Consider the following 17,742-nt stretch of genomic DNA (forward strand, 5'->3'; position numbering starts at 1 on the left):
GGCGCTGTCCTGGAGGCGTGTCGGCCTACGTCTCGCTGCCCAAGCGCATGCTCCTGGGCAAACCGCTCGCCACCGACCGCATGGGCGAGCAGCTCCTGCCCAAGTGGCTGGCGCTGCCGGTGTTCTGCTCGGACCCGCTGTCGTCCAACGCGTACGCGACCGAGGAGATCCTGCTCGTCCTGTCCGTCGGCGGGCTGGCGCTGCTGCACCTGTCCCCGTGGGTCGCCGGGGCGGTGGTGCTGCTGCTGCTCACGGTCGTCGCCTCCTACCGGCAGACCTGCTACGCGTACCCCGGCGGCGGTGGCGCGTACGCGGTGAGCCGGGCCAACCTCGGGCAGGGTGCCGCGCTCGTCGCCGCCTCGGCCCTGCTCGTCGACTACGTGCTCACCGTGGCCGTCTCGGTCGCCGCCGGCGTCGCCAACCTGGTCTCCGCGCTCCCGTCGTTCGCGCCCTACGCCACGTGGCTCTCGGTGGCCGTCGTCGTCGTCCTCACCGTCGCCAACCTGCGCGGTGTGAAGGAGTCCGGCAAGGCCTTCGCGATCCCGACCTACGGATTCGTCGTCGCCGTGTTCGCCATGATCGCGATCGGGCTGGTCCGGGCCGCGGCGGGCCACGCGCCGGTGGCCGAGTCGGCCAGCATCGGGGTGGCGGCCAGCACGCAGAGCCTCGGCTCGCTGGCGCTCGTCGCGGTGCTGCTGCGGTCGTTCGCCTCCGGCTGCACCGCCCTGACCGGCGTCGAGGCCGTCAGCAACGGGGTGCCCAACTTCCGGCGGCCGAAGAGCCGCAACGCGGCGGGGACCCTGGCGATCATGGGCGTGCTCACCGTGACGATGTTCGCCGGGATCACCGTGCTGGCCCTGGTCTCGAAGGTGCACATGTCCGACGACCCGGCCCGGCTCATCGGTGCCCCGGACGGCTACGTGCAGCGCACGGTCATCGCGCAGCTCGCGGGTGCCGTGTTCGGCCTGAACAGCGTCGGGTTCTACCTGGTGCAGGGCTTCACCACGCTGATCCTGGTGCTGGCCGCGAACACGGCGTTCAACGGGTTCCCGATCCTCGCGTCGATCCTCGGCCAGGACGGCTTCATGCCGCGCCAGCTGGCGCGGCGCGGTGACCGGCTCGTCTACAGCAACGGCGTCCTGGTGCTCTCGGCGGCCGCGGTGGGGCTGCTGTTCGCGTTCCACGCCAGCACCACCCGGCTGATCCAGCTGTACATCATCGGCGTCTTCGTCAGCTTCACGCTGAGCCAGCTGGGCATGGTGCGGCACTGGTCCGCCGAGCTGCGCAACGGCCTGTCCACGCAGCGCGGGCACGTGCTGCGCGCCCGCGTCATCAACGGGTTCGGTGCCGCTCTGACGTTCGTCGTGCTGCTGATCGTCCTGGTGACCAAGTTCACGCACGGCGCCTACCTCGTCTGCATCGCCATGCCGGTGCTCTTCTTCGTGATGCAGGCCGTGCACCGGCACTACCGGCGCGTGGACCAGGCGCTGGCGCCGGGGGTCGAGGGCGTGCCGCTGCCGAGCCGGGTGCACGCCATCGTCCTGGTGTCGCGGCTGACGACCCCGGCGCTGCGCGCCCTGGCCTTCGCCCGCGCCACCCGGCCGTCGTCGCTCGAGGCCCTGACGATCCGCACCAACCCCCGCGAGACCGAGCGCCTGCTCGCCGACTGGAACACCCGCGACGTGCCGGTTCCGCTCACCGTCCTCGACTCGCCCTACCGCGACATGACCCGCCCGGCGGTGGAGTACATCGCCGAGATCCGGCGGCGCAGCCCGCGCGACGTCGTGGCCGTGTACGTGCCGGAGTACGTCGTCGAGCACTGGTGGGAGCAGCTGCTGCACAACCAGAGCGCGCTGCGCCTCAAGAGCCGGCTGCTGTTCCAGCCCGGCGTCATGGTGACGAGCGTGCCGTACCGGCTCGGGCGCGAGGTCGCGGCGCCGCGGCCGCCCGCGATGGCGGCGGCCGGGCGGGAGTAGGCGCCACCCCACGACCCGCGGTCCCCCGCCGCGCCCCCGGCGGGGGACCGCGTCCTGAGTGGCGGCGCGCCGCGGCGCAGGCTCGTCGTGCCACGCTGGGCCCATGAGCGTGCGCGATGAGCCGGCGCCGGCGCGGGAGCTGCCGGCGCCGGTCTCCGGGCTCCCGGCGCGGCGCCGGGTGGCGGGGTTCGTCGTCGCACTCGTCGCGCTGCCGCTCCTCACCGCGGTGCTCGACGACTCGCGCGGCTCGCTCACCCTCGGTTCGGTGCTGCTGCTCTACCTGCTGGCCGTCGTCGTCGTGGCCGCGGTCGGCGGCATCTGGCCGGCGGTGATCGCCGCGGTGGCCAGCGTCCTCGCGGCCAACTGGTTCCTCACCCCGCCGTACCACACGCTCAACGTCGAGCACCGCGACTCGGTGGTCCAGCTCCTCGTGTTCGCCCTGGTCGCCGTGGTCGTCGCGGTCACCGTCGAGATCGCCGCACGGGACCGGGGCCGGGCGGAGCGCAGCAGCCGCGAGGCCGAGCTGCTCTCCGCGGTGTCCGGCAGCCCGGCCGAGCAGCTCTCGCTGAGCGCCGTGCTCGAGCAGGTGCGGGCCACGTTCGGCATGGGCTCGGCCGAGCTGGTGCGGCGCGTCAACGGCGGCGCCCCCTCGGTGCTGGCGTCCGTCGGGCACGCGGCGCCCGACGACGAGGAGGTGCGGGTGCCGGCGAGCGCCGAGCTGGAGCTGGTGCTGCACGGGCCCGCGCTCTTCGCGGAGGACCGGTCGGTGCTCGAGCGGCTCGCCGCGGCGGCCGCCCGCGCCTACGAGACCCAGCACCTGGTGCGGCTGACGGACCGGCTGACCGAGGCCGACCGGGTGCGCTCGGCGCTGCTCGCCTCGGTGGGGCACGACCTGCGCACGCCGCTCGCGGGCCTCAAGGCGGCCGTGTCGAGCCTGCGGCAGGACGACGTCGACTGGTCGCCGCAGGAGCAGGCCGACCTGCTGGCGACCATCGAGGAGTCGACGGACCGGCTGACCGCGCTCATCGCGGACGTCCTCGACGCCACCCGGATCCAGGTGGGGGCGGTCACCGCGCGGCCCGAGCCGGTGGCGGTCGACGAGGTGGTGGCCCTCGCGCTGCTGGACGCGCCGAGCGGCGCCGTGAAGATGGACATCCCCGACGACCTGCCGCTGGTGCGGGTGGACCCCGGGCTGCTCGGCCGCGTGGTGGCGAACCTCGTCGACAACGCGGTGAAGCACAGCCCCGCCGGCCGGGCGGTCGACATGACCGCGCGGCCGGGCTCCGGGGGCGTCGAGCTGGCGGTGGTGGACCACGGCACGGGCGTGCCCAGCGAGCTGTGGGACGCGATGTTCGAGCCGTTCCAGCGGCTCGACGACCACGCGGCCGGCGCCGGCGCCGGCCTCGGGCTGGCCATCGTCCGCGGCTTCACGCGTGCGATGGACGTCACGGTCACGCCGTCGCAGACCGCCGGCGGCGGGCTGACGATGACGCTGCGGCTGCCCGTGGTCGCCGAGCGATGAGCCGCATCCTCGTCGTCGACGACGACCCCGCGCTGCTCCGCGCCCTGGCGATCAACCTGCGCGCGCGGCACTTCGACGTCGAGACGGCGGCCGACGGCGCCACGGCGCTGCGGCACGCCGCCACCCAGCCGCCCGACCTCGTGGTGCTGGACCTCGGCCTGCCCGACATGGACGGCGTCGAGGTCGTCGCCGGCCTGCGCGGCTGGACCTCGGTGCCGATCGTCGTGCTCTCCGCGCGCGACACCCAGTGGGCGAAGGTCGACGCGCTCGACGCCGGGGCGGACGACTACGTGACCAAGCCGTTCGGCATGGACGAGCTGCTGGCGCGGATCCGCGCGGCCCTGCGCCGTGCCACCCCCTCGCCGGTGGAGCCCGTGGTGACGACGCCCGCGTTCACGGTGGACCTCGCGGCGCACCGCGTCACGCGGAACGGCTCGGTGGTCCGGCTGACCCCCACGGAGTGGCACCTGCTGGAGATCCTCGTGCGCAACCCCGGCAAGCTCGTGACGCAGCAGCAGCTGCTCCGCGAGGTGTGGGGGCCGGCGTACGACGGGCAGACGAACTACCTGCGCGTCTACGTCGCGCAGCTGCGGCGCAAGCTCGAGCCGACGCCGGCGCGCCCGCGGCACCTGGTCACCGAGCCGGGCATCGGGTACCGCTTCGAGCCCTGAGCCGGGTATCGGCCGGCGTGGGCCGGGCTCCTTCGTCGTGCACCCTTTCGGGGCGCCCGACGAAGGAGGGCACGATGACCGTTCACGAGGACCTGCCGACCGTCTACCACCAGCAGGACACCGACTACTACTGCGGCGCGGCCTGCGCCCAGATGGTGCTCGACCAGTGCGGCCAGGGCCTGCTCGGGCAGGCCGGGCTCTACAGCGACAACCACTCCCACTCGACCACCGAGAGCGGCTGGTACACCGCGCCGGACGGCCTGCGGTGGACGTTGAACAACCGGCAGTCCGGGCGGTACTTCGTCCTCGACGCCCTCGACACGGAGGACGCGATCTCGCGCATGATCGCGTGGACGGTCCATCACTACCGGGTGTCGCCGGTGGCGATGGTCTACGGGTCGGACCACTGGATCGTCGTGCGCGGCTACACCGCGAGCGACGCGCCCACCAGCTCGGGCGACGTCGGCTACTCGATCTCCGGCTTCGACGTCAACAACCCGTGGCCACCCGTCCCGACCCCCGGGCCGCCGCCCCCGCACTCGACGAGCGACGGCTGCGGCTCCGGCGGGACGCGGGGCGTGGCCGACGAGCACATCTCGATCACCCAGTGGCGCGACACCTACATGACCGGCATCCCCGGCGGCTACTGGAACGGCAAGTTCGTGGCTGTCTGCGACCCGGAGCCGCCGCCCACGCGCCACCCCGAGCGGCAGGAGGGCGACGACCGGCGGCGCGAGGGCGAGGAGCTCGTCAGCTGGCGGCGCGCCGCGGACCTCGCGCTGCACGCCGTCGACGAGGTGGGCCTCACCGGGCGGGAGGGGTGGCGGGCCGCGCTGGACGGCGTCGCGCTCGTCGGGCGGCCGCAGCTGGTGCAGCGCCTCGACCGGGTGGACGACTTCTACTGGATCGTGCCCTGCGGGCGCGGCGAGCAGGTGACGGCGGTGGTGGACATCGACGCCCGGTTCGGCACGTACCTGCAGGCGCGCGCGCTGCCGCAGGCGCACGAGACGGCGCTGCTGACGCTGGACGAGAAGGAGGTCGAGGAGCGCGTCTACGGCACCACGCACCGCCTGCCGGGCCGGCTGGGCGAGGTCCGGATCCGCCCGGACATCGCCTGCATTAGCCGCCACTGGGTGTGGCGCCCCTGCCGGGAGTCGCTGTCGCCCTACTACCCGTTCAAGCTCGTCAGCTACGGCGCCCACCGGTTCTACCTGCGCAGCGACGGCCGGCTGTTCGCGCAGCTGACCGGGGGCCGCGGCATCTGAGCGGGGGTAGGTTGCCGCGCGTGGACGGGACGCTCGTCGCGCACGCGGTCCGGCTGACGCGCACCGCCGTCGGCGCGGGCGAGGACGTGCCCGCCCGCGCCGACGTGGTGCGCCGGCTCGACCGGCCGCAGGAGTACGTGCTCGTGCTGCTCGGGCCGCCCGGGCGGCCCGGGTGGCTCGCGGCCGTGGACCCCGCGGCGGACGACGTCATGACGTGGGCCGCCGTGGAGCGGGCGGAACCGACGGTGCCGCCCGGGGAGGGCGAGCTCGTGTGGGGGCCGGCGGCCGGCTCCCGGTCTCCGCTGTACCCGCTGCGCGTCTCCGGTGACGAGCTCGTCGGGCTCGACGGCCGTCCGGTGCGGCCGCGCCCCGGCCGCGGCTGAGCGCGGCTTTTCGGACGACCGAAAACCGGATTGCGGGCGCCGACAGAAACGAATTCCTGGGCCCATCGACCGGCCGATGTGCGGAATGCGTTCCGCACAATGGATCCATGATCACGTGGGTGCGCCGCCATCACGAGGCCCTTGTCCTCGTCCTGTCCGTGCTGCTGCTCGGCGGCGGCGGTGCCGCCTGGTGGGCCGGCGCGCACCCCACGGCCGACTGGATGTGGATCGCCGGCACCCTGCTGGGGCTGGCGTTCGCGCTGACCGCGACGATCGAGGCGGCGCGCCACAAGCGGCCGACGGTCGACATCATCGCCGTGCTGGCGCTGGGTGGCGCCCTGTGGGTGGGCGAGCCGCTCGCCGGCGCGATCATCACGCTCATGCTGGCCACCGGCCAGGTGCTCGACGAGCGGGCCGAGGCCCGTGCCCGCCGCGAGCTCAGCCTGCTGGTGGCGCGCGCCCCGCGCCGCGCCCGCAAGGTCGTCGCGGACGGGCTCGTCGAGATCTCCATCGACGAGGTCGCCCTGGGTGACCACCTCATGGTCCGCACCGGAGAGGTCGTGCCGGTCGACGGCCGGCTGCTGGTGCCGGGGACGTTCGACGAGTCTGCCCTGACGGGGGAGTCCGCGCCGGTGGACCGGCCGGCCGGCGACGACGTGCGCTCCGGCGTCGTCAGCGCCGGTGGCCCGGTGGAGATCGTCACCACGACGACCGCCGAGACCTCCACCTACGCGGGCCTCGTCCGGCTCGTCGAGCAGGCGCAGGCGGCCTCGGCGCCGTTCGTCCGGGCCGCGGACCGGATGGCCATCCTCTTCGTCCCCCTGACGCTGGTGCTCGCCGCGATCGGCTGGATCGTGTCCGGCGACCCGGTGCGTGCGGTGGCCGTGCTCGTCGTCGCCACGCCGTGCCCGCTGCTCCTCGCCGCGCCGATCGCCCTGGTCTCGGGCCTGTCGCGCGCCGCGCGGCTCGGCGTCGTCATCAAGGGCGGCGGCGCCCTCGAGCGCCTCGCCGACGGCAAGGTGATCGTCTTCGACAAGACGGGCACGCTCACCCGCGGGCGCCCGACGCTCACCGACGTGGTGGCGGCGGCCGGTGCGGACGCCGACGAGGCGCTGCGGCTGGGGGCCTCGCTCGACCAGGCGTCGGCGCACGTGCTCGCCGGGCCGATCGTCCAGGCGGCCACCGCGCGCGGCCTCGCGCTGACGATGCCGACCGACGTCGCCGAGACGCACGGTCAGGGGGTCTCCGGCACGGTGGACGGGCACGCCGTCCGCGTCGGCCGGCTCGACTGGATCATCGGCCCGCACCCCGACCAGTGGGCGCGCCAGGTGCGCCGCCGCGCGGACCTCGACGGCTCGCTGGCGGTGCTGGTCGAGGTCGACGGCGCCATCGCCGCCGCGCTGCTGCTGCACGACCCGATCCGGCCGGACGCCCCCCGCATGGTGCGCGCGCTGCGCGGCGCCGGCATCAGGCGCGTGGTGCTGGCCACCGGCGACCGGGCAGACGTCGCGGACATGGTCGGCCGGGTGGTCGGCGTGGACACGGTGCTGGCCGACTGCGACCCGGCCGACAAGCTGCGGGCGCTGACGGCCGAGGCGAAGACCGCCCCGACGATCATGGTGGGCGACGGCATCAACGACGCGCCGGCACTCGCCGCGGCGAGCGTCGGGGTGGCGCTGGCCGCCCGGGGGGCCACCGCCTCGTCGGAGGCGGCGGACGTGGTGCTCACGGTGGACCGGGTCGACGCCCTCGCGGACGCGATCCTCGTCGCGCGCCGGTCGCGCGGGATCGCCCGCCAGTCGGTCGCGGTCGGGATGGGGCTGTCGCTGGTCGCGATGGTCGCGGCCGCGGCCGGGCTGCTCGCGCCCGCGGTCGGCGCGGCGCTGCAGGAGGTCATCGACGTGCTGGCGATCGGCGTCGCGCTGCGCGCGGTGCTGCCCGGCCAGCTGCACTCGGTGACGCTCGCGGCGCAGGACCGCGAGACGCTCGCCGGCCTGCGGGAGGAGCACGACGCCCTCGGTCCGCTCGTCGAGCGGGTGGGTCAGGTGGCGGACGCGCTGACGACCCACGAGCCGGACCTCGCCGAGGTGCACGACCTCATGAGGTCGCTCGACGACGACCTGCTGCCCCACGAGCGCGAGGACGAGCGGGTGCTGCTGCCGCTCGTCGCCCGCGCGCTCGGCAGCACGGACGCCGTCGCGGCGCTGTCGCGCACCCATGCGGAGATCGAGCACCAGGTCGCGCGGCTGCACCGGCTGCTGTCCGGGATCGACGACGAGGCGCGCGGCGGCGACCCGGTGGCGCCCGAGGACGTCGTCGAGCTGCGCCGGCTGCTCTACGGGCTGTACGCGATCCTGCGCCTGCACAACGCGCAGGAGGACGAGGGGGCGATGAGCCTCACCACCGTGTGAGGCTCACCGCGCTCCGAGGCTCAGAGCCCGCCGCCCGGGTCGACGGTCTGCCCGACGAGGAAGTGCCAGCCGAGCCACCACCACACCAGCACCATCGCGATGCGGATGGTCCGGTTGGCCATCGCCCGCTCGAACATCCGTGCCGACGTCACCATGGCGCCGCGGCGCACCCCCGAGCGCAGCACGACGAAGAGCGCGACGCCGCACATGAGGAAGACGACGGTCGAGCGGATCATCGCCGGTCCGTCCGCGCGAGGAGGCCGACGCCGGCCGCGAGCCAGACGACGACGAACAGGGCCTTGGCCAGCGGGTTGTCCAGCACCGGGTCGAGAAGGTCGGACGCCGCCGGGTAGAGGTTGCGTCCGTCGGTCTCGTGGCTGCCGAGCACGAACATCGCCAGCTCCCACAGGCACGCCGCGATCCACGCGGCGGACCAGGCGAGGGCGGTGCGGCTCGTCGGGCGGTCCCAGACCGGGCGGTCGGCGGCCACGTGGTCGTCGTCGGCCCGGTCCGGCCACGCGTAGGCGAGCGCGGCGGCGCCGGACGCGACGACCGCGAGGCCCGCGACGGTGCCGTGCCGCGGGGCGACGAACAGCACGAGCCCCACGAGCACGGCCGCGCCGATGATCGCGGGGCCGGTGTGCGAGACGGTGACCGTCCCGTGCCGGAGGCTGCCGGTGAGGTCGACGACGAGCACCCCGAGGACGGCCAGCAGCGTCAGCGCGTCGGGCCACGCGCGGCGGCTGAGCTGGACCCCGGTGACCGCGGCGAGCACCACGAGCCATGCGACGGTCCCGAAGGTGAGCGTGCGGGCGTCGTCGTCGGATCGCGGGGCGTGGGCGGGGCCGGTGCGTGCCAGGCGGGCGGCGCGGGGTTCGTCGTGCGCCAGGCGGGCGGCGCGGGGTTCGTCGTGCGCCAGGCCCGCGGCGCCGGATTCGTCGTGCGCGAGCCGGGCCGGTGCGCCGCCGGAGCGGCGGAAGAGGTGGGACCGGCGCGGGGTCGGTGCGGGGGAGGTCACCGTCGCCTCCCTCCCGGGACCCTCCAGGTCACGCCCTCGTCACGTTACCTGCCCGGGCATGCCTCGGCAGGCCGAGGAACATCGGGGTGCTGCGGCGGTAGTCCTCGAAGTCCGGGCGGCGCGACGCCGAGATCTGCTCGGTGAACATCGTCGAGGGGACGAACAGCAGCGTCAGGAGCACGGCGCCGGCGACGGTCGGCAGGACCACGGTGCCCGCGGCGATCGCGCCGAAGGCGAACACGACCCACCACTGGCCGATCTCGCACACGTAGTTGGGGTGCCGGCTGATCCGGAACAGCCCGGTGCGCAGCATCGTCCCCTCGGCCGCGCGGCCGTCGCGATGGAAGGCCCAGCGCTGCTGGTCGGCGACCGTCTCCCCGACCAGGAGCACGACGAAGACGGCGGCCGCGATCACGTCGCCCGCACCCAGCGGGCGGGGGTGCCGGCTCGCGGTCCAGGCGGGGAGCGTGATCGCCAGGAGGATCGCGTTCTGGATCGTGGCGATGAAGACGAGGTTGAGCAGCTGGAACTGCCAACCCGGCATGCGGGCGCGCAGCACCTGCCAGCGGTAGTCCTCGCCGCCGGGGGCGTAGCCGCCGCGTCGGGCGAAGTTGAAGGTCAGGCGGGCGCCCCACGCCGTCACGAGCACCGCCATGAGGGTGACGCGGGCGTCATGGGCGTTCGCCGCGAACACCCAGAGGTAGACCACGGGCACGATCGACCAGACGCGGTCCACCCAGGAGTACTCGCGGGTCGCGAGCGACGCGAACCAGCAGGCGGCGGTGACGGCGGCGGCGATCCAGAGGTTGACGGCGAGGGCGCTCACAGGGCAGCACCGTACGGCCGCGGGGCCGCGCGGCGCCGCAGGCGGGTCGTCGTTCGTCGGGCGGGCCCCGGGTGCTCCTCGCGGTGGAGGGGGTCGTCACGGCTGTCACGAGGGGCGAAAACTAGGACAAACGGGCACAAGGGGTGGGGCGGCAGGGGAGACTCGTCACATGACGTCGGGGCGTTCGTCGGTGGTGGTGCAGGGTGTCGTGCGGTCGGCACGGCGCTCGCCCGCCCGTCGTCCCGTCAGCTACGTCGCCCCGGTCTGGGGACAGGCGCCCTCCGCCGCGATCGCCGACGCGAAGCGCGAGTGGCTCGAGGCGTGCGTCGACGGGTCGTCGCCCGATCGCGTCGAGTGGCTCTACGGGGTGTACCGGGACCTGGTGATCAGGCAGGCCGCGCTCGCGGTGCAGGGGTCGGCGGTCAACGCGTCCTGAGGTCGTCCTCGAACGGGTGATTCCGCAGGTCAACGGCGCCTTCCGGTGGCATGTCGGCGCTCTGTGCGATAGTCTTCGAACATCAGTTCGAGACCTATCGGGGGTGCTGGCGATGATCGGCGGCTCGTCGTGCCCTGCCGTGCCGACCGAGGTGGCCGCCTGGGTCGTCGCCGGTCGAGCGGCGCTGGGCGTCGGGGTGCACGCCGAGGAGTGGGACGCCGGCACCCGCCGGGCCGTGCTGGCGGACATCGACCAGGTGGAGCGACTGGCGACGGCGCTGCGCGCGCGGGTGGTGACGGCGGAGCGTGCGGCCGGTACGTGGTCGCTGCACGGCGACCGTGACCTCGCCGGGTTCATCGGGCGCGAGTCGCGGCAGGGACGCGGGGCGGGGTCCGCGGCGGTCGGCCAGGCCGAGACGCTCTCGGCCATGCCGGCGGTGGCCGACGCTCTCGTCGGTGGGTCGGTGACGCCCTGGCACCTGCAGGCGATCGCCCGGGCGACGGCCGCCTCACCGCGGCTCGCTGCCGAGCTGGCCACCTCAGACGGGCAGGCGCAGGTCGTCGAGATGGTGCGGCGGTGGGACGGGTCGGAGTTCGGGCGGCAGCTCGCCGCGATGTCGGCATCCCTCGACCCGGCCGCGCGTCAGCGCTCGCACGACGAGCAGCGGGCGGAGCGGTCGTTCGCGTGGACCCACACGTCGGGCGGCACCCTGCTCAAGGGTCGGCTGGACTCGGTGGCGGGGCACAAGCTGGCCAAGGTGATCGATGCGTTGTGCCCGCGCCCCGCGCTCGACGACGAACGGACCCGGGAACAGCGGCAAGCGGACGCCCTGGTGAGCATGGTCGACCGCGTCGCCGTCGACCGGGCCACCACCCCCGGCGCCATCGCCCCGGTGCAGGCCGTCGTCACCCTGACGCAGGAGACGTGGGCGGCGCTGCGCGCTCCGCGTCGGCCCGCGTTCGACGCGGAGCACAGTGTCATGGACGGGGAAGGACCGGGTTCGACCGGCTCCGTCGGCTCGGCGGCGGACCTCATCGCGCGGTTGCGTGGCGTGCCGCCCGTCGTCGACGAGACCGACCGGCCGTGGCCCGCGTCGGAGATCGGCCGGGCGTTGTGCGACTGCGCGCTGACCCGCGCCGTTGTGGGCGCCCTCGGCGAGCCCTTGGACCTCGGCCGCGGCGAACGACTGTTCCAGCGTCAGCACTGGCTCGCGCTGTACGGGGCCGGGGTCCGCACCTGCGCCTTCCCCGGCTGCGGCGTGCCGCTGCGCTACACGGAGCTGCACCACCTGCGGTGGTGGTTCGAGCACGACGGACGCACCGACATCGCCAACTGCGCCCCCTACTGCAGCTACCACCATCACGAGATCCACCGCCTCGACATCCGTATCACGCGCCTGTCGGACGGCACCCTCGAGCACCGTCGCCCGGACGGCCGTCGATACGGACTCCCGACCGGTGGAGAGCCGGGGCGAGAGGCGTCGCTGGTCATGGCCGTTCGTAGCGGCGGGCTCGACGGCCCGGCAAGGCGCAGCGGCGGCGACGCGCTGCCATCGGCGGGCGGCGATGACCCTGGCGGGGGCGCTCGGGGCGACCCGCCGCCGGACCTGCTCGCCCTGCTGTCGGCGTGAGCGTTCGCCCTGCTGTCGGCGTGAGCTTGAGGGCGCCGTGATCGCTCGGCGCCGCAGCGGCGACGGGCCGCGACCTACCCTCGGACCGGCTCGCCCTGCTGTCGGTGTGGGCTCCGGCGCGCCGTCATCGGATCGTGAGCTGCGCCGCGGCGGTGGGGGTCAGCGCGCGGAGGCGCAGGACTGGCAGGTGCCGAAGAACTCGAGCGTGTGCTCGACGTCGGTGAAGCCGTGCTCGGCGGCGATCGAGCGGACGAGGGACTCGAGGTTCGGGCCCTGGACCTCGACCGTGCGGCCGCAGCTGCGGCAGACGAGGTGGTGGTGGTGGGTCGACGGGCGGGCGCAGCGGCGGAAGAGGGACTCGCCCGTGCCGGTGCGCAGGCTGTCGACCTCGCCGGCGGTCGCCATCGCGCCCAGCGTGCGGTAGACGGTGGCGAGCCCGATGTCCTCGCCGCGCTCGGCCAGCAGCGTGTGGATCTGCTGGGCGCTGCGGAAGTCGCCGAGGCCGTCGAGGAGGGCGCCGATCGCCGTGCGCTGACGCGTCACCCGCTGACCGATCATCTTCGACACCTCCCCGCGGCGCGTGGCCGGTTCTCAGTTGCGAACCCCTTGATGAGAACCGTAGTGCAGTTTGCCGCTGTTGCAAATGAGAACTACTCTCTATAGCGACAACACCGCTCGTCAGAGGGAAGATCCGTGCCGCCGCGCCCTGTCAGCACCGCTCACGCCCCGCGTCCGACCCGCTTCCGGATCGGACGCCGCCGGGGTCGGGTGGGCGTGGTCGCGGCGCTCGTCGGGCTCGTCGTGCCCCTCGCCGCGGCCTGCTCGCCGGCTCCGACCCCGGGCGAGACCGGCGGCCTCGCCGTCGTCGCCTCCACGAACGTCTGGGGGAACATCGTCAACCAGGTCGGCGGCAGCCTGGTCTCGGTGACGTCGTTCATCGACAGCCCCTCGGCCGACCCGCACTCCTACGAGGCCAACGCCCGCAACCAGCTCGCGCTGAAGAAGGCGGTGCTGGTGGTGGCGAACGGGGGCGGGTACGACGACTTCGTCGACACCATGCTGGCCGGCCTCGGCTCGCCGCCCCCGGTGCTGCACGCCTTCGCGATCGCCAACACGGGCAAGGACAACGAGCACGTCTGGTACGACCTGCCGGCCGTGCGGGCCGTGGCCGACCAGATCGCCATCAAGCTGGGCACTATCGACCCGGGCAACGCCGCGACGTTCACCGCCAACGCCAAGACGTTCGACGGGCAGGTCACCGACCTCGAGCGGCAGGTGGCCGACATCAAGCAGCTGGCCGGCGGCAGCGCCGTCGCGGTCACCGAGTCCGTGCCGCAGTACCTGCTCGACCTGGCCGGCCTGAAGAACCTCACGCCGCCGGAGTTCTCCGCGGCGATCGAGAACGAGACGGACGTCCCGCCCGCGGTGCTCGCCTCGACGCTGGCGCTCTTCTCGTCCCACTCGGTGCGGGCCCTCGTCTACAACGAGCAGACGACCGGGCCGCAGACGCAGGCGGTCCAGGCCGCCGCGAAGGCCGCCGGCATTCCTGTGGTGACCGTCTCCGAGACGCTGCCGGCCGGCATCGGCTACGTCGAGTGGATGCAGCGCACCATCACGGCGCTGCACGAGGCCGTCACCCGATGAGCCCGGTCCTCGAGCTGGCGGGCGCCTCGCTCGCCTTCGGCGAGCGCGTCGTCTGGTCCGGGGTCGACCTCGCCGTCCAGGCGGGCGAGTTCGTTACGGTGCTCGGGCCCAACGGCTCGGGCAAGACGAGCCTCCTGCGGGCGGTGCTCGGACAGCTCCACCTGACGAGCGGTCGGATCGCGGTCATGGGCCGGCCGCCGCACCGTGGCAGCCGCAGCGTCGGCTACGTGCCGCAGCAGCGGATCGTCGACCCGGCGACGCCGGTGCGCGCACGGGACATCGTCCGCCTCGGCGTCGACGGCGACCGCTGGGGGCCAGGGCACCACGACCGGCGGGCGCGGGTCGACGAGCTCCTCGCGGCGGTCGGGGCGACCGAGTACGCGGACGTGCCCGTGGGCATGCTCTCCGGCGGCGAGCAGCAGCGGGTCCGCATCGCCCAGGCGCTCGCCTCGGACCCGGCCGTGCTGCTGTGCGACGAGCCGCTGCTGTCGCTCGACATCCGGCGCCAGCAGGAGGTGACGGCGCTCATCGACACCACCCGCCACGCGACCGGGACGGCCGTGCTGTTCGTCACCCACGAGGTCAACCCGGTGCTGCCGTACACCGACTGCGTGCTGTACCTCGGGCCGGCGGGCCATGCGGTCGGCGCCCCGGACGTGGTGCTCACGTCCGAGCGGCTGAGCAAGCTGTACGGGACGGCCGTCGAGGTCGTCAGGACCCAGGGACGCCTCCTCATCGTCGGCGACGACGGGCACGTCCACCACGTCGAGGAGGAGGACGAGTGATGCTCGCCCTGGCGACGGACGTGCCCTGGTGGCAGCGGATCGTCGACTTCAGCAGCTACGGAGAGCTGCTGCCGCTGGTGCGCAACTCGCTGATCGCGGGCGTGCTGCTCGCGCTGGTGGGCGGTCTCGTCGGCGTCTTCGTCATGCAGCGGGACCTGGCCTTCGCCGTGCACGGCGTGAGCGAGCTCTCCTTCGCCGGGGCGTCCGCCGCGCTGCTCCTCTCGATCGACGTCACCCTCGGCGCGATCATCGGGTCGCTCGTGGCGGCGATGGCGATCGGCTTCCTCGGCTCCCGGGCACGCGACCGCAACTCGATCATCGGCGTGCTGATGCCGTTCGGCCTCGGGCTCGGCGTGCTGGCCCTCGCGCTCTACCCCGGCCGCGCCGCGAACAAGTTCGGCCTGCTCACCGGGCAGATCGTCGCCGTCGACGACGCGCGGGTCGGCGCCATGGCGGCGATCACCGTGGTGGTCGTCGGCGGCCTGCTCTTCGTCTGGCGACCGCTGACCTTCGCCTCGGTCGATCCCGAGGTCGCGGCGGCACGCGGCGTGCCGACGCGTGCGCTGTCGTTCGCCTTCATGCTGCTGCTGGGCCTCGCGGTCGCGATGGCGGTGCAGGTGGTCGGCGCGCTGCTGGTGCTGTCGCTGCTCATCACGCCCGCCGCGGCGGCGACCCGCATCTCGGCCTCGCCCGTGTGGGTGCCGGTGCTGGCGGTGATCTTCGCCGAGGTGTCGGCGATCGGCGGGATCCTGCTCGCGCTGGGCGCGAGCGTGCCGATCAGCCCGTATATCACCACGATCTCGTTCGTCATCTACCTCGTGTGCCGGTGGCTGGGCCGCCGGCGCCGGCAGCACGGCTGGGTCCGCCGCCCGAGCGCGGTGGCGGGCGCCGTCGTCGGCTGACCGCGGGAACGGACCCGCGCGGCCGGGCCGGGCCCGGCGGCGGGCAAGGGTTCGACGCGCGGCACCGACGGAGGAGGCGCCATGTGACGGCCGGCGCTGGCGGCCGATCGGACACCGAGGTCGACCGGGGTCAGCGCCGCCGCGACGCCCGTTCGGCGCGGTAGCGCGCCCAGGCCTCCGCGAGCGGCGGCACGACCATCCCGGTCGCCGCGCGGGTCCGCGAGCGCGTCACGAGCACGCCGACCAGGGCCACCACGAGCGGGACGAACACGAGCGCGAGTGCCGCGCGATAGTCGGCGAGGGTGGGCGTCGTGCCGGGTGAGCGGTGGTCGAGCACCACGCCGACCGCGAGCATGACGAGCACGCCGGAGACGAACCCGCCCATGTTGGCGATGCCCTGCGCCGAGCCGGTGCGGTGCGGCGGGTTGGAGGTCGCGGCGAAGTCGAGGCCGATGAGCGACGCCGGCCCGCCGATGGACACCAGGGCGAGGAACAGCGCGAGCTGCCACACGGCGCGCGGCGTGGTCGGCAGCAGCACCAGCAGCCATCCGAGGGTGGTCCCGGCGGCGACCGCCAGCACCGCCCAGGAGCGCCGGACGGGGTGCCGCGCCGTGTACTCCCCGATGACCGGCCCCATGACGATGCCGACGACCACGTTGATGGTCAGCATCCCGCCGGCCTGGCCCGGCGTGAGCCCCTGGCCCTGGACGAGGAACGGGACGCCCCACATGAGCACGACGACGTTGCCGCTGACCCCGCCGATCATGTGGGTCCAGAAGCCGAGCCAGGTGCCGGGGTGCCGCACCGTGTCGGCCAGGCCCGCGAACCGGCTCGGCCCGGCGGCGGGAGCGGCGCCGGGCGGGGTGTCCCTGACCCCGAGGCGCACGACGAGCGCCGCGACCGCCCCGAGCACGACGAGCGACCCGAACGCTGGCGTCCAGCCGTAGCGGTGCAGCACGAACGTGAACGGCACGGCGGTGATGATCTGGCCGAGCTGGCCCGCGATGCCCGTGAGCTGGCTCAGCAGCGGCACGCGCCGCCGGTCGAACCACGCCGCGACCAGGCGCAGCGCCGAGACGAAGATCGCGGCGTCGCCGCTGCCGATGAGCACGCGCGCGGCCAGCGCGATCCCGACCGTCGGCGCGAAGGTCATGACGAGCTGCCCGGCCGCCATCGTCACCGAGCCGATCGTCAGCATGCGGCGCGGGCCCCAGCGGTCGACGCCGACGCCGACGGGCAGCTGCATCAGCGCGTACGTGGCGAGCTGGATGACGACGAACAGGGAGAGGACCGTCGCGTCGACCCGGAACCGGTCGGCCGCCACCAGGCCCGCGACGCCGAACGACGAGCGGTGCACCACGGCCGCGATGTAGGCCACGAGGCCCGCGCCCCAGACGATCCAGGGTGTGGCCGACCGGCGCGTCAGCGCACCCGCCTCACCCACGTCCGCCTCCGGTCGCGCGGCCCGCCCGTGCGGCCGGCCCCCGGGATCTTACGAGACCGCCTCCGCCGACCCCGGCCGCGTCCATGCCGGCAGCCCCGGCCCCGGGCTCGTCCACCGCGGGGTGCGGCGGCGACCTACCGGCGGGGGATCCGCCGCGTGAGGGCCAGGACCACCCGCACGATGGTGTCGCGGACCACCAGCCGGTCGTAGGTGCGCGTCCCGTGGAGGATGGCGGCCCGCACCGCCTCGTCGTACACCGCGCCGAGGAGGCGGATCGCGATCGCCGGGTCCGCCGCCCATTCGCGGCCCGCGTGCTGGAGGGTGCCCGCGAGGATCGGCACGAGCGCGGCGTCGTACTCGTCCCGGTGCTCGAGGTACATCGTCGCGAACCCCGGGTCACGCAGGGCCAGGAGCTGGAACTCCGTGTAGATGACGCTCCACGGGTGGTCGTCGAACGGCCCGACGAGGAAGTCGAGGACGATGTCGGCGATGGCGTCCGCGTCCAGCTCGAGGCCCTCGAGCCGGGGCCGCAGCGTGGCGAACTTGTCCTCGAGGGCCGCCAGGCGCGCCGCGTCCTCCCGCTCCATGAGCGCGACGAAGAGCTCCTCCTTCGTCGTGAAGTTCGAGTAGAAGGCGCCCCGCGTGAAGCCGGCGCGCTCGGCGATCTGCTCGACGGTCGAGGAGTGGACACCCTGCTCGGCGAAGACCTCGAACGCCGCGTCGAGGAGCCGCTCGCGCGTGGCCTGACGGCGCGCGGTCGCCGGTGCGAGGGCCTCGGGCACGTGGTGCTCCTTCCCTGGGAGCCGCCTGAGTTGGCGATGCCCCAGCC

The 17,742-nt window shown here is 74.3% G+C and carries 17 protein-coding genes; 11 read left to right on the forward strand and 6 right to left on the reverse strand.

Annotated features, from left to right (window positions below; all coding sequences use genetic code 11):
• Positions 1-17: 17 nt before the first annotated feature.
• From BGO37_RS06205 to BGO37_RS06230, 6 genes are all read left to right on the forward strand, one after another.
• Positions 18-1,976, forward strand: coding sequence for an APC family permease (locus BGO37_RS06205; RefSeq protein ID WP_291753141.1), 1,959 nt, complete (start codon positions 18-20; stop codon positions 1,974-1,976).
• 103 nt (positions 1,977-2,079) lie between these two features.
• A complete protein-coding gene (locus tag BGO37_RS06210) occupies positions 2,080-3,498 on the forward strand; it encodes a DUF4118 domain-containing protein (protein WP_291753142.1) in 1,419 nt (472 codons plus the stop codon).
• A complete protein-coding gene (locus BGO37_RS06215; RefSeq protein WP_291753143.1) occupies positions 3,495-4,169 on the forward strand; it encodes a response regulator in 675 nt (224 codons plus the stop codon). Before BGO37_RS06210 ends, BGO37_RS06215 begins: the two co-directional genes overlap by 4 nt.
• Positions 4,170-4,243: 74 nt before the next feature.
• Positions 4,244-5,434, forward strand: coding sequence for a hypothetical protein (locus BGO37_RS06220; protein WP_291753144.1), 1,191 nt, complete (start codon positions 4,244-4,246; stop codon positions 5,432-5,434).
• 20 nt (positions 5,435-5,454) lie between these two features.
• Positions 5,455-5,817 (forward strand): hypothetical protein, encoded by a 363-nt coding sequence (locus tag BGO37_RS06225; RefSeq protein WP_291753145.1) that lies wholly within the window; start codon positions 5,455-5,457, stop codon positions 5,815-5,817.
• A gap of 107 nt (positions 5,818-5,924) precedes the next feature.
• On the forward strand, positions 5,925-8,228 hold the full coding sequence (locus BGO37_RS06230; RefSeq protein ID WP_291753146.1) for a heavy metal translocating P-type ATPase: 2,304 nt from the start codon (positions 5,925-5,927) through the stop codon (positions 8,226-8,228).
• A gap of 20 nt (positions 8,229-8,248) precedes the next feature.
• Here the strand turns inward: BGO37_RS06230 and BGO37_RS06235 are convergent, their stop codons facing one another.
• The 3 genes from BGO37_RS06235 to BGO37_RS06245 are packed head-to-tail and all read right to left on the reverse strand — an operon-like array spanning position 8,249 to position 10,072.
• The gene (locus BGO37_RS06235) at positions 8,249-8,464 is read right to left on the reverse strand and encodes a DUF6186 family protein (RefSeq protein WP_291753147.1); all 216 of its coding nucleotides are present in this window, start codon (positions 8,462-8,464) and stop codon (positions 8,249-8,251) included.
• Positions 8,461-9,246: a hypothetical protein gene (locus tag BGO37_RS06240; protein ID WP_291753148.1), complete on the reverse strand. Its 786-nt coding sequence runs from the start codon at positions 9,244-9,246 to the stop codon at positions 8,461-8,463. The genes BGO37_RS06235 and BGO37_RS06240 overlap by 4 nt, the downstream gene beginning before the upstream one ends.
• Positions 9,247-9,274: 28 nt before the next feature.
• On the reverse strand, positions 9,275-10,072 hold the full coding sequence (locus BGO37_RS06245; RefSeq protein ID WP_291753149.1) for a DUF1295 domain-containing protein: 798 nt from the start codon (positions 10,070-10,072) through the stop codon (positions 9,275-9,277).
• 169 nt (positions 10,073-10,241) lie between these two features.
• Here BGO37_RS06245 and BGO37_RS06250 point away from each other — a divergent pair, with 169 nt between their 5' ends.
• On the forward strand, positions 10,242-10,508 hold the full coding sequence (locus BGO37_RS06250; RefSeq protein WP_291753150.1) for a hypothetical protein: 267 nt from the start codon (positions 10,242-10,244) through the stop codon (positions 10,506-10,508).
• A 112-nt stretch (positions 10,509-10,620) separates the two neighbouring features.
• Entirely contained in the window at positions 10,621-12,138 is a 1,518-nt protein-coding gene (locus BGO37_RS06255; protein ID WP_291753156.1) for an HNH endonuclease signature motif containing protein, read from the forward strand.
• 159 nt (positions 12,139-12,297) lie between these two features.
• Here the strand turns inward: BGO37_RS06255 and BGO37_RS06260 are convergent, their stop codons facing one another.
• Positions 12,298-12,696 carry a Fur family transcriptional regulator gene (locus BGO37_RS06260; protein WP_291753157.1) on the reverse strand — a complete coding sequence of 133 codons (399 nt, stop codon included), beginning with the start codon at positions 12,694-12,696 and terminating at the stop codon, positions 12,298-12,300.
• A 210-nt stretch (positions 12,697-12,906) separates the two neighbouring features.
• Between BGO37_RS06260 and BGO37_RS06265 the strand changes: the two genes are divergently transcribed.
• The 3 genes from BGO37_RS06265 to BGO37_RS06275 are packed head-to-tail and all read left to right on the forward strand — an operon-like array spanning position 12,907 to position 15,469.
• Complete coding sequence (locus BGO37_RS06265) at positions 12,907-13,782, forward strand: zinc ABC transporter substrate-binding protein (protein ID WP_291753159.1); 876 nt, start codon at positions 12,907-12,909, stop codon at positions 13,780-13,782.
• Entirely contained in the window at positions 13,779-14,567 is a 789-nt protein-coding gene (locus BGO37_RS06270) for a metal ABC transporter ATP-binding protein (RefSeq protein ID WP_291753160.1), read from the forward strand. The genes BGO37_RS06265 and BGO37_RS06270 overlap by 4 nt, the downstream gene beginning before the upstream one ends.
• A complete protein-coding gene (locus BGO37_RS06275) occupies positions 14,567-15,469 on the forward strand; it encodes a metal ABC transporter permease (protein ID WP_291753305.1) in 903 nt (300 codons plus the stop codon). Before BGO37_RS06270 ends, BGO37_RS06275 begins: the two co-directional genes overlap by 1 nt.
• 130 nt (positions 15,470-15,599) lie before the next feature.
• Here the strand turns inward: BGO37_RS06275 and BGO37_RS06280 are convergent, their stop codons facing one another.
• Both BGO37_RS06280 and BGO37_RS06285 read right to left on the reverse strand, forming a co-directional pair.
• Positions 15,600-16,913 carry a nitrate/nitrite transporter gene (locus tag BGO37_RS06280; protein ID WP_291753161.1) on the reverse strand — a complete coding sequence of 438 codons (1,314 nt, stop codon included), beginning with the start codon at positions 16,911-16,913 and terminating at the stop codon, positions 15,600-15,602.
• Between the two features lie 134 nt (positions 16,914-17,047).
• Entirely contained in the window at positions 17,048-17,695 is a 648-nt protein-coding gene (locus BGO37_RS06285) for a TetR/AcrR family transcriptional regulator (protein ID WP_291753163.1), read from the reverse strand.
• Positions 17,696-17,742: the final 47 nt, after the last annotated feature.

The organism is Cellulomonas sp. 73-92 (genome assembly GCF_001898175.1).
In the GTDB taxonomy this organism is placed as follows: domain Bacteria; phylum Actinomycetota; class Actinomycetes; order Actinomycetales; family Cellulomonadaceae; genus Cellulomonas.

Coding starts and splice junctions, on each gene's coding strand:
- BGO37_RS06270 (WP_291753160.1), top strand. CDS start 13,779: ATGAGCCCGGTCCTCGAGCTGGCGGGCGCCTCGCTCGCCTTCGGCGAG.
- BGO37_RS06250 (WP_291753150.1), top strand. CDS start 10,242: ATGACGTCGGGGCGTTCGTCGGTGGTGGTGCAGGGTGTCGTGCGGTCG.
- BGO37_RS06220 (WP_291753144.1), top strand. CDS start 4,244: ATGACCGTTCACGAGGACCTGCCGACCGTCTACCACCAGCAGGACACC.
- BGO37_RS06235 (WP_291753147.1), bottom strand. CDS start 8,464: ATGATCCGCTCGACCGTCGTCTTCCTCATGTGCGGCGTCGCGCTCTTC.
- BGO37_RS06215 (WP_291753143.1), top strand. CDS start 3,495: ATGAGCCGCATCCTCGTCGTCGACGACGACCCCGCGCTGCTCCGCGCC.
- BGO37_RS06275 (WP_291753305.1), top strand. CDS start 14,567: ATGCTCGCCCTGGCGACGGACGTGCCCTGGTGGCAGCGGATCGTCGAC.
- BGO37_RS06260 (WP_291753157.1), bottom strand. CDS start 12,696: ATGATCGGTCAGCGGGTGACGCGTCAGCGCACGGCGATCGGCGCCCTC.
- BGO37_RS06210 (WP_291753142.1), top strand. CDS start 2,080: ATGAGCGTGCGCGATGAGCCGGCGCCGGCGCGGGAGCTGCCGGCGCCG.
- BGO37_RS06230 (WP_291753146.1), top strand. CDS start 5,925: ATGATCACGTGGGTGCGCCGCCATCACGAGGCCCTTGTCCTCGTCCTG.
- BGO37_RS06255 (WP_291753156.1), top strand. CDS start 10,621: ATGATCGGCGGCTCGTCGTGCCCTGCCGTGCCGACCGAGGTGGCCGCC.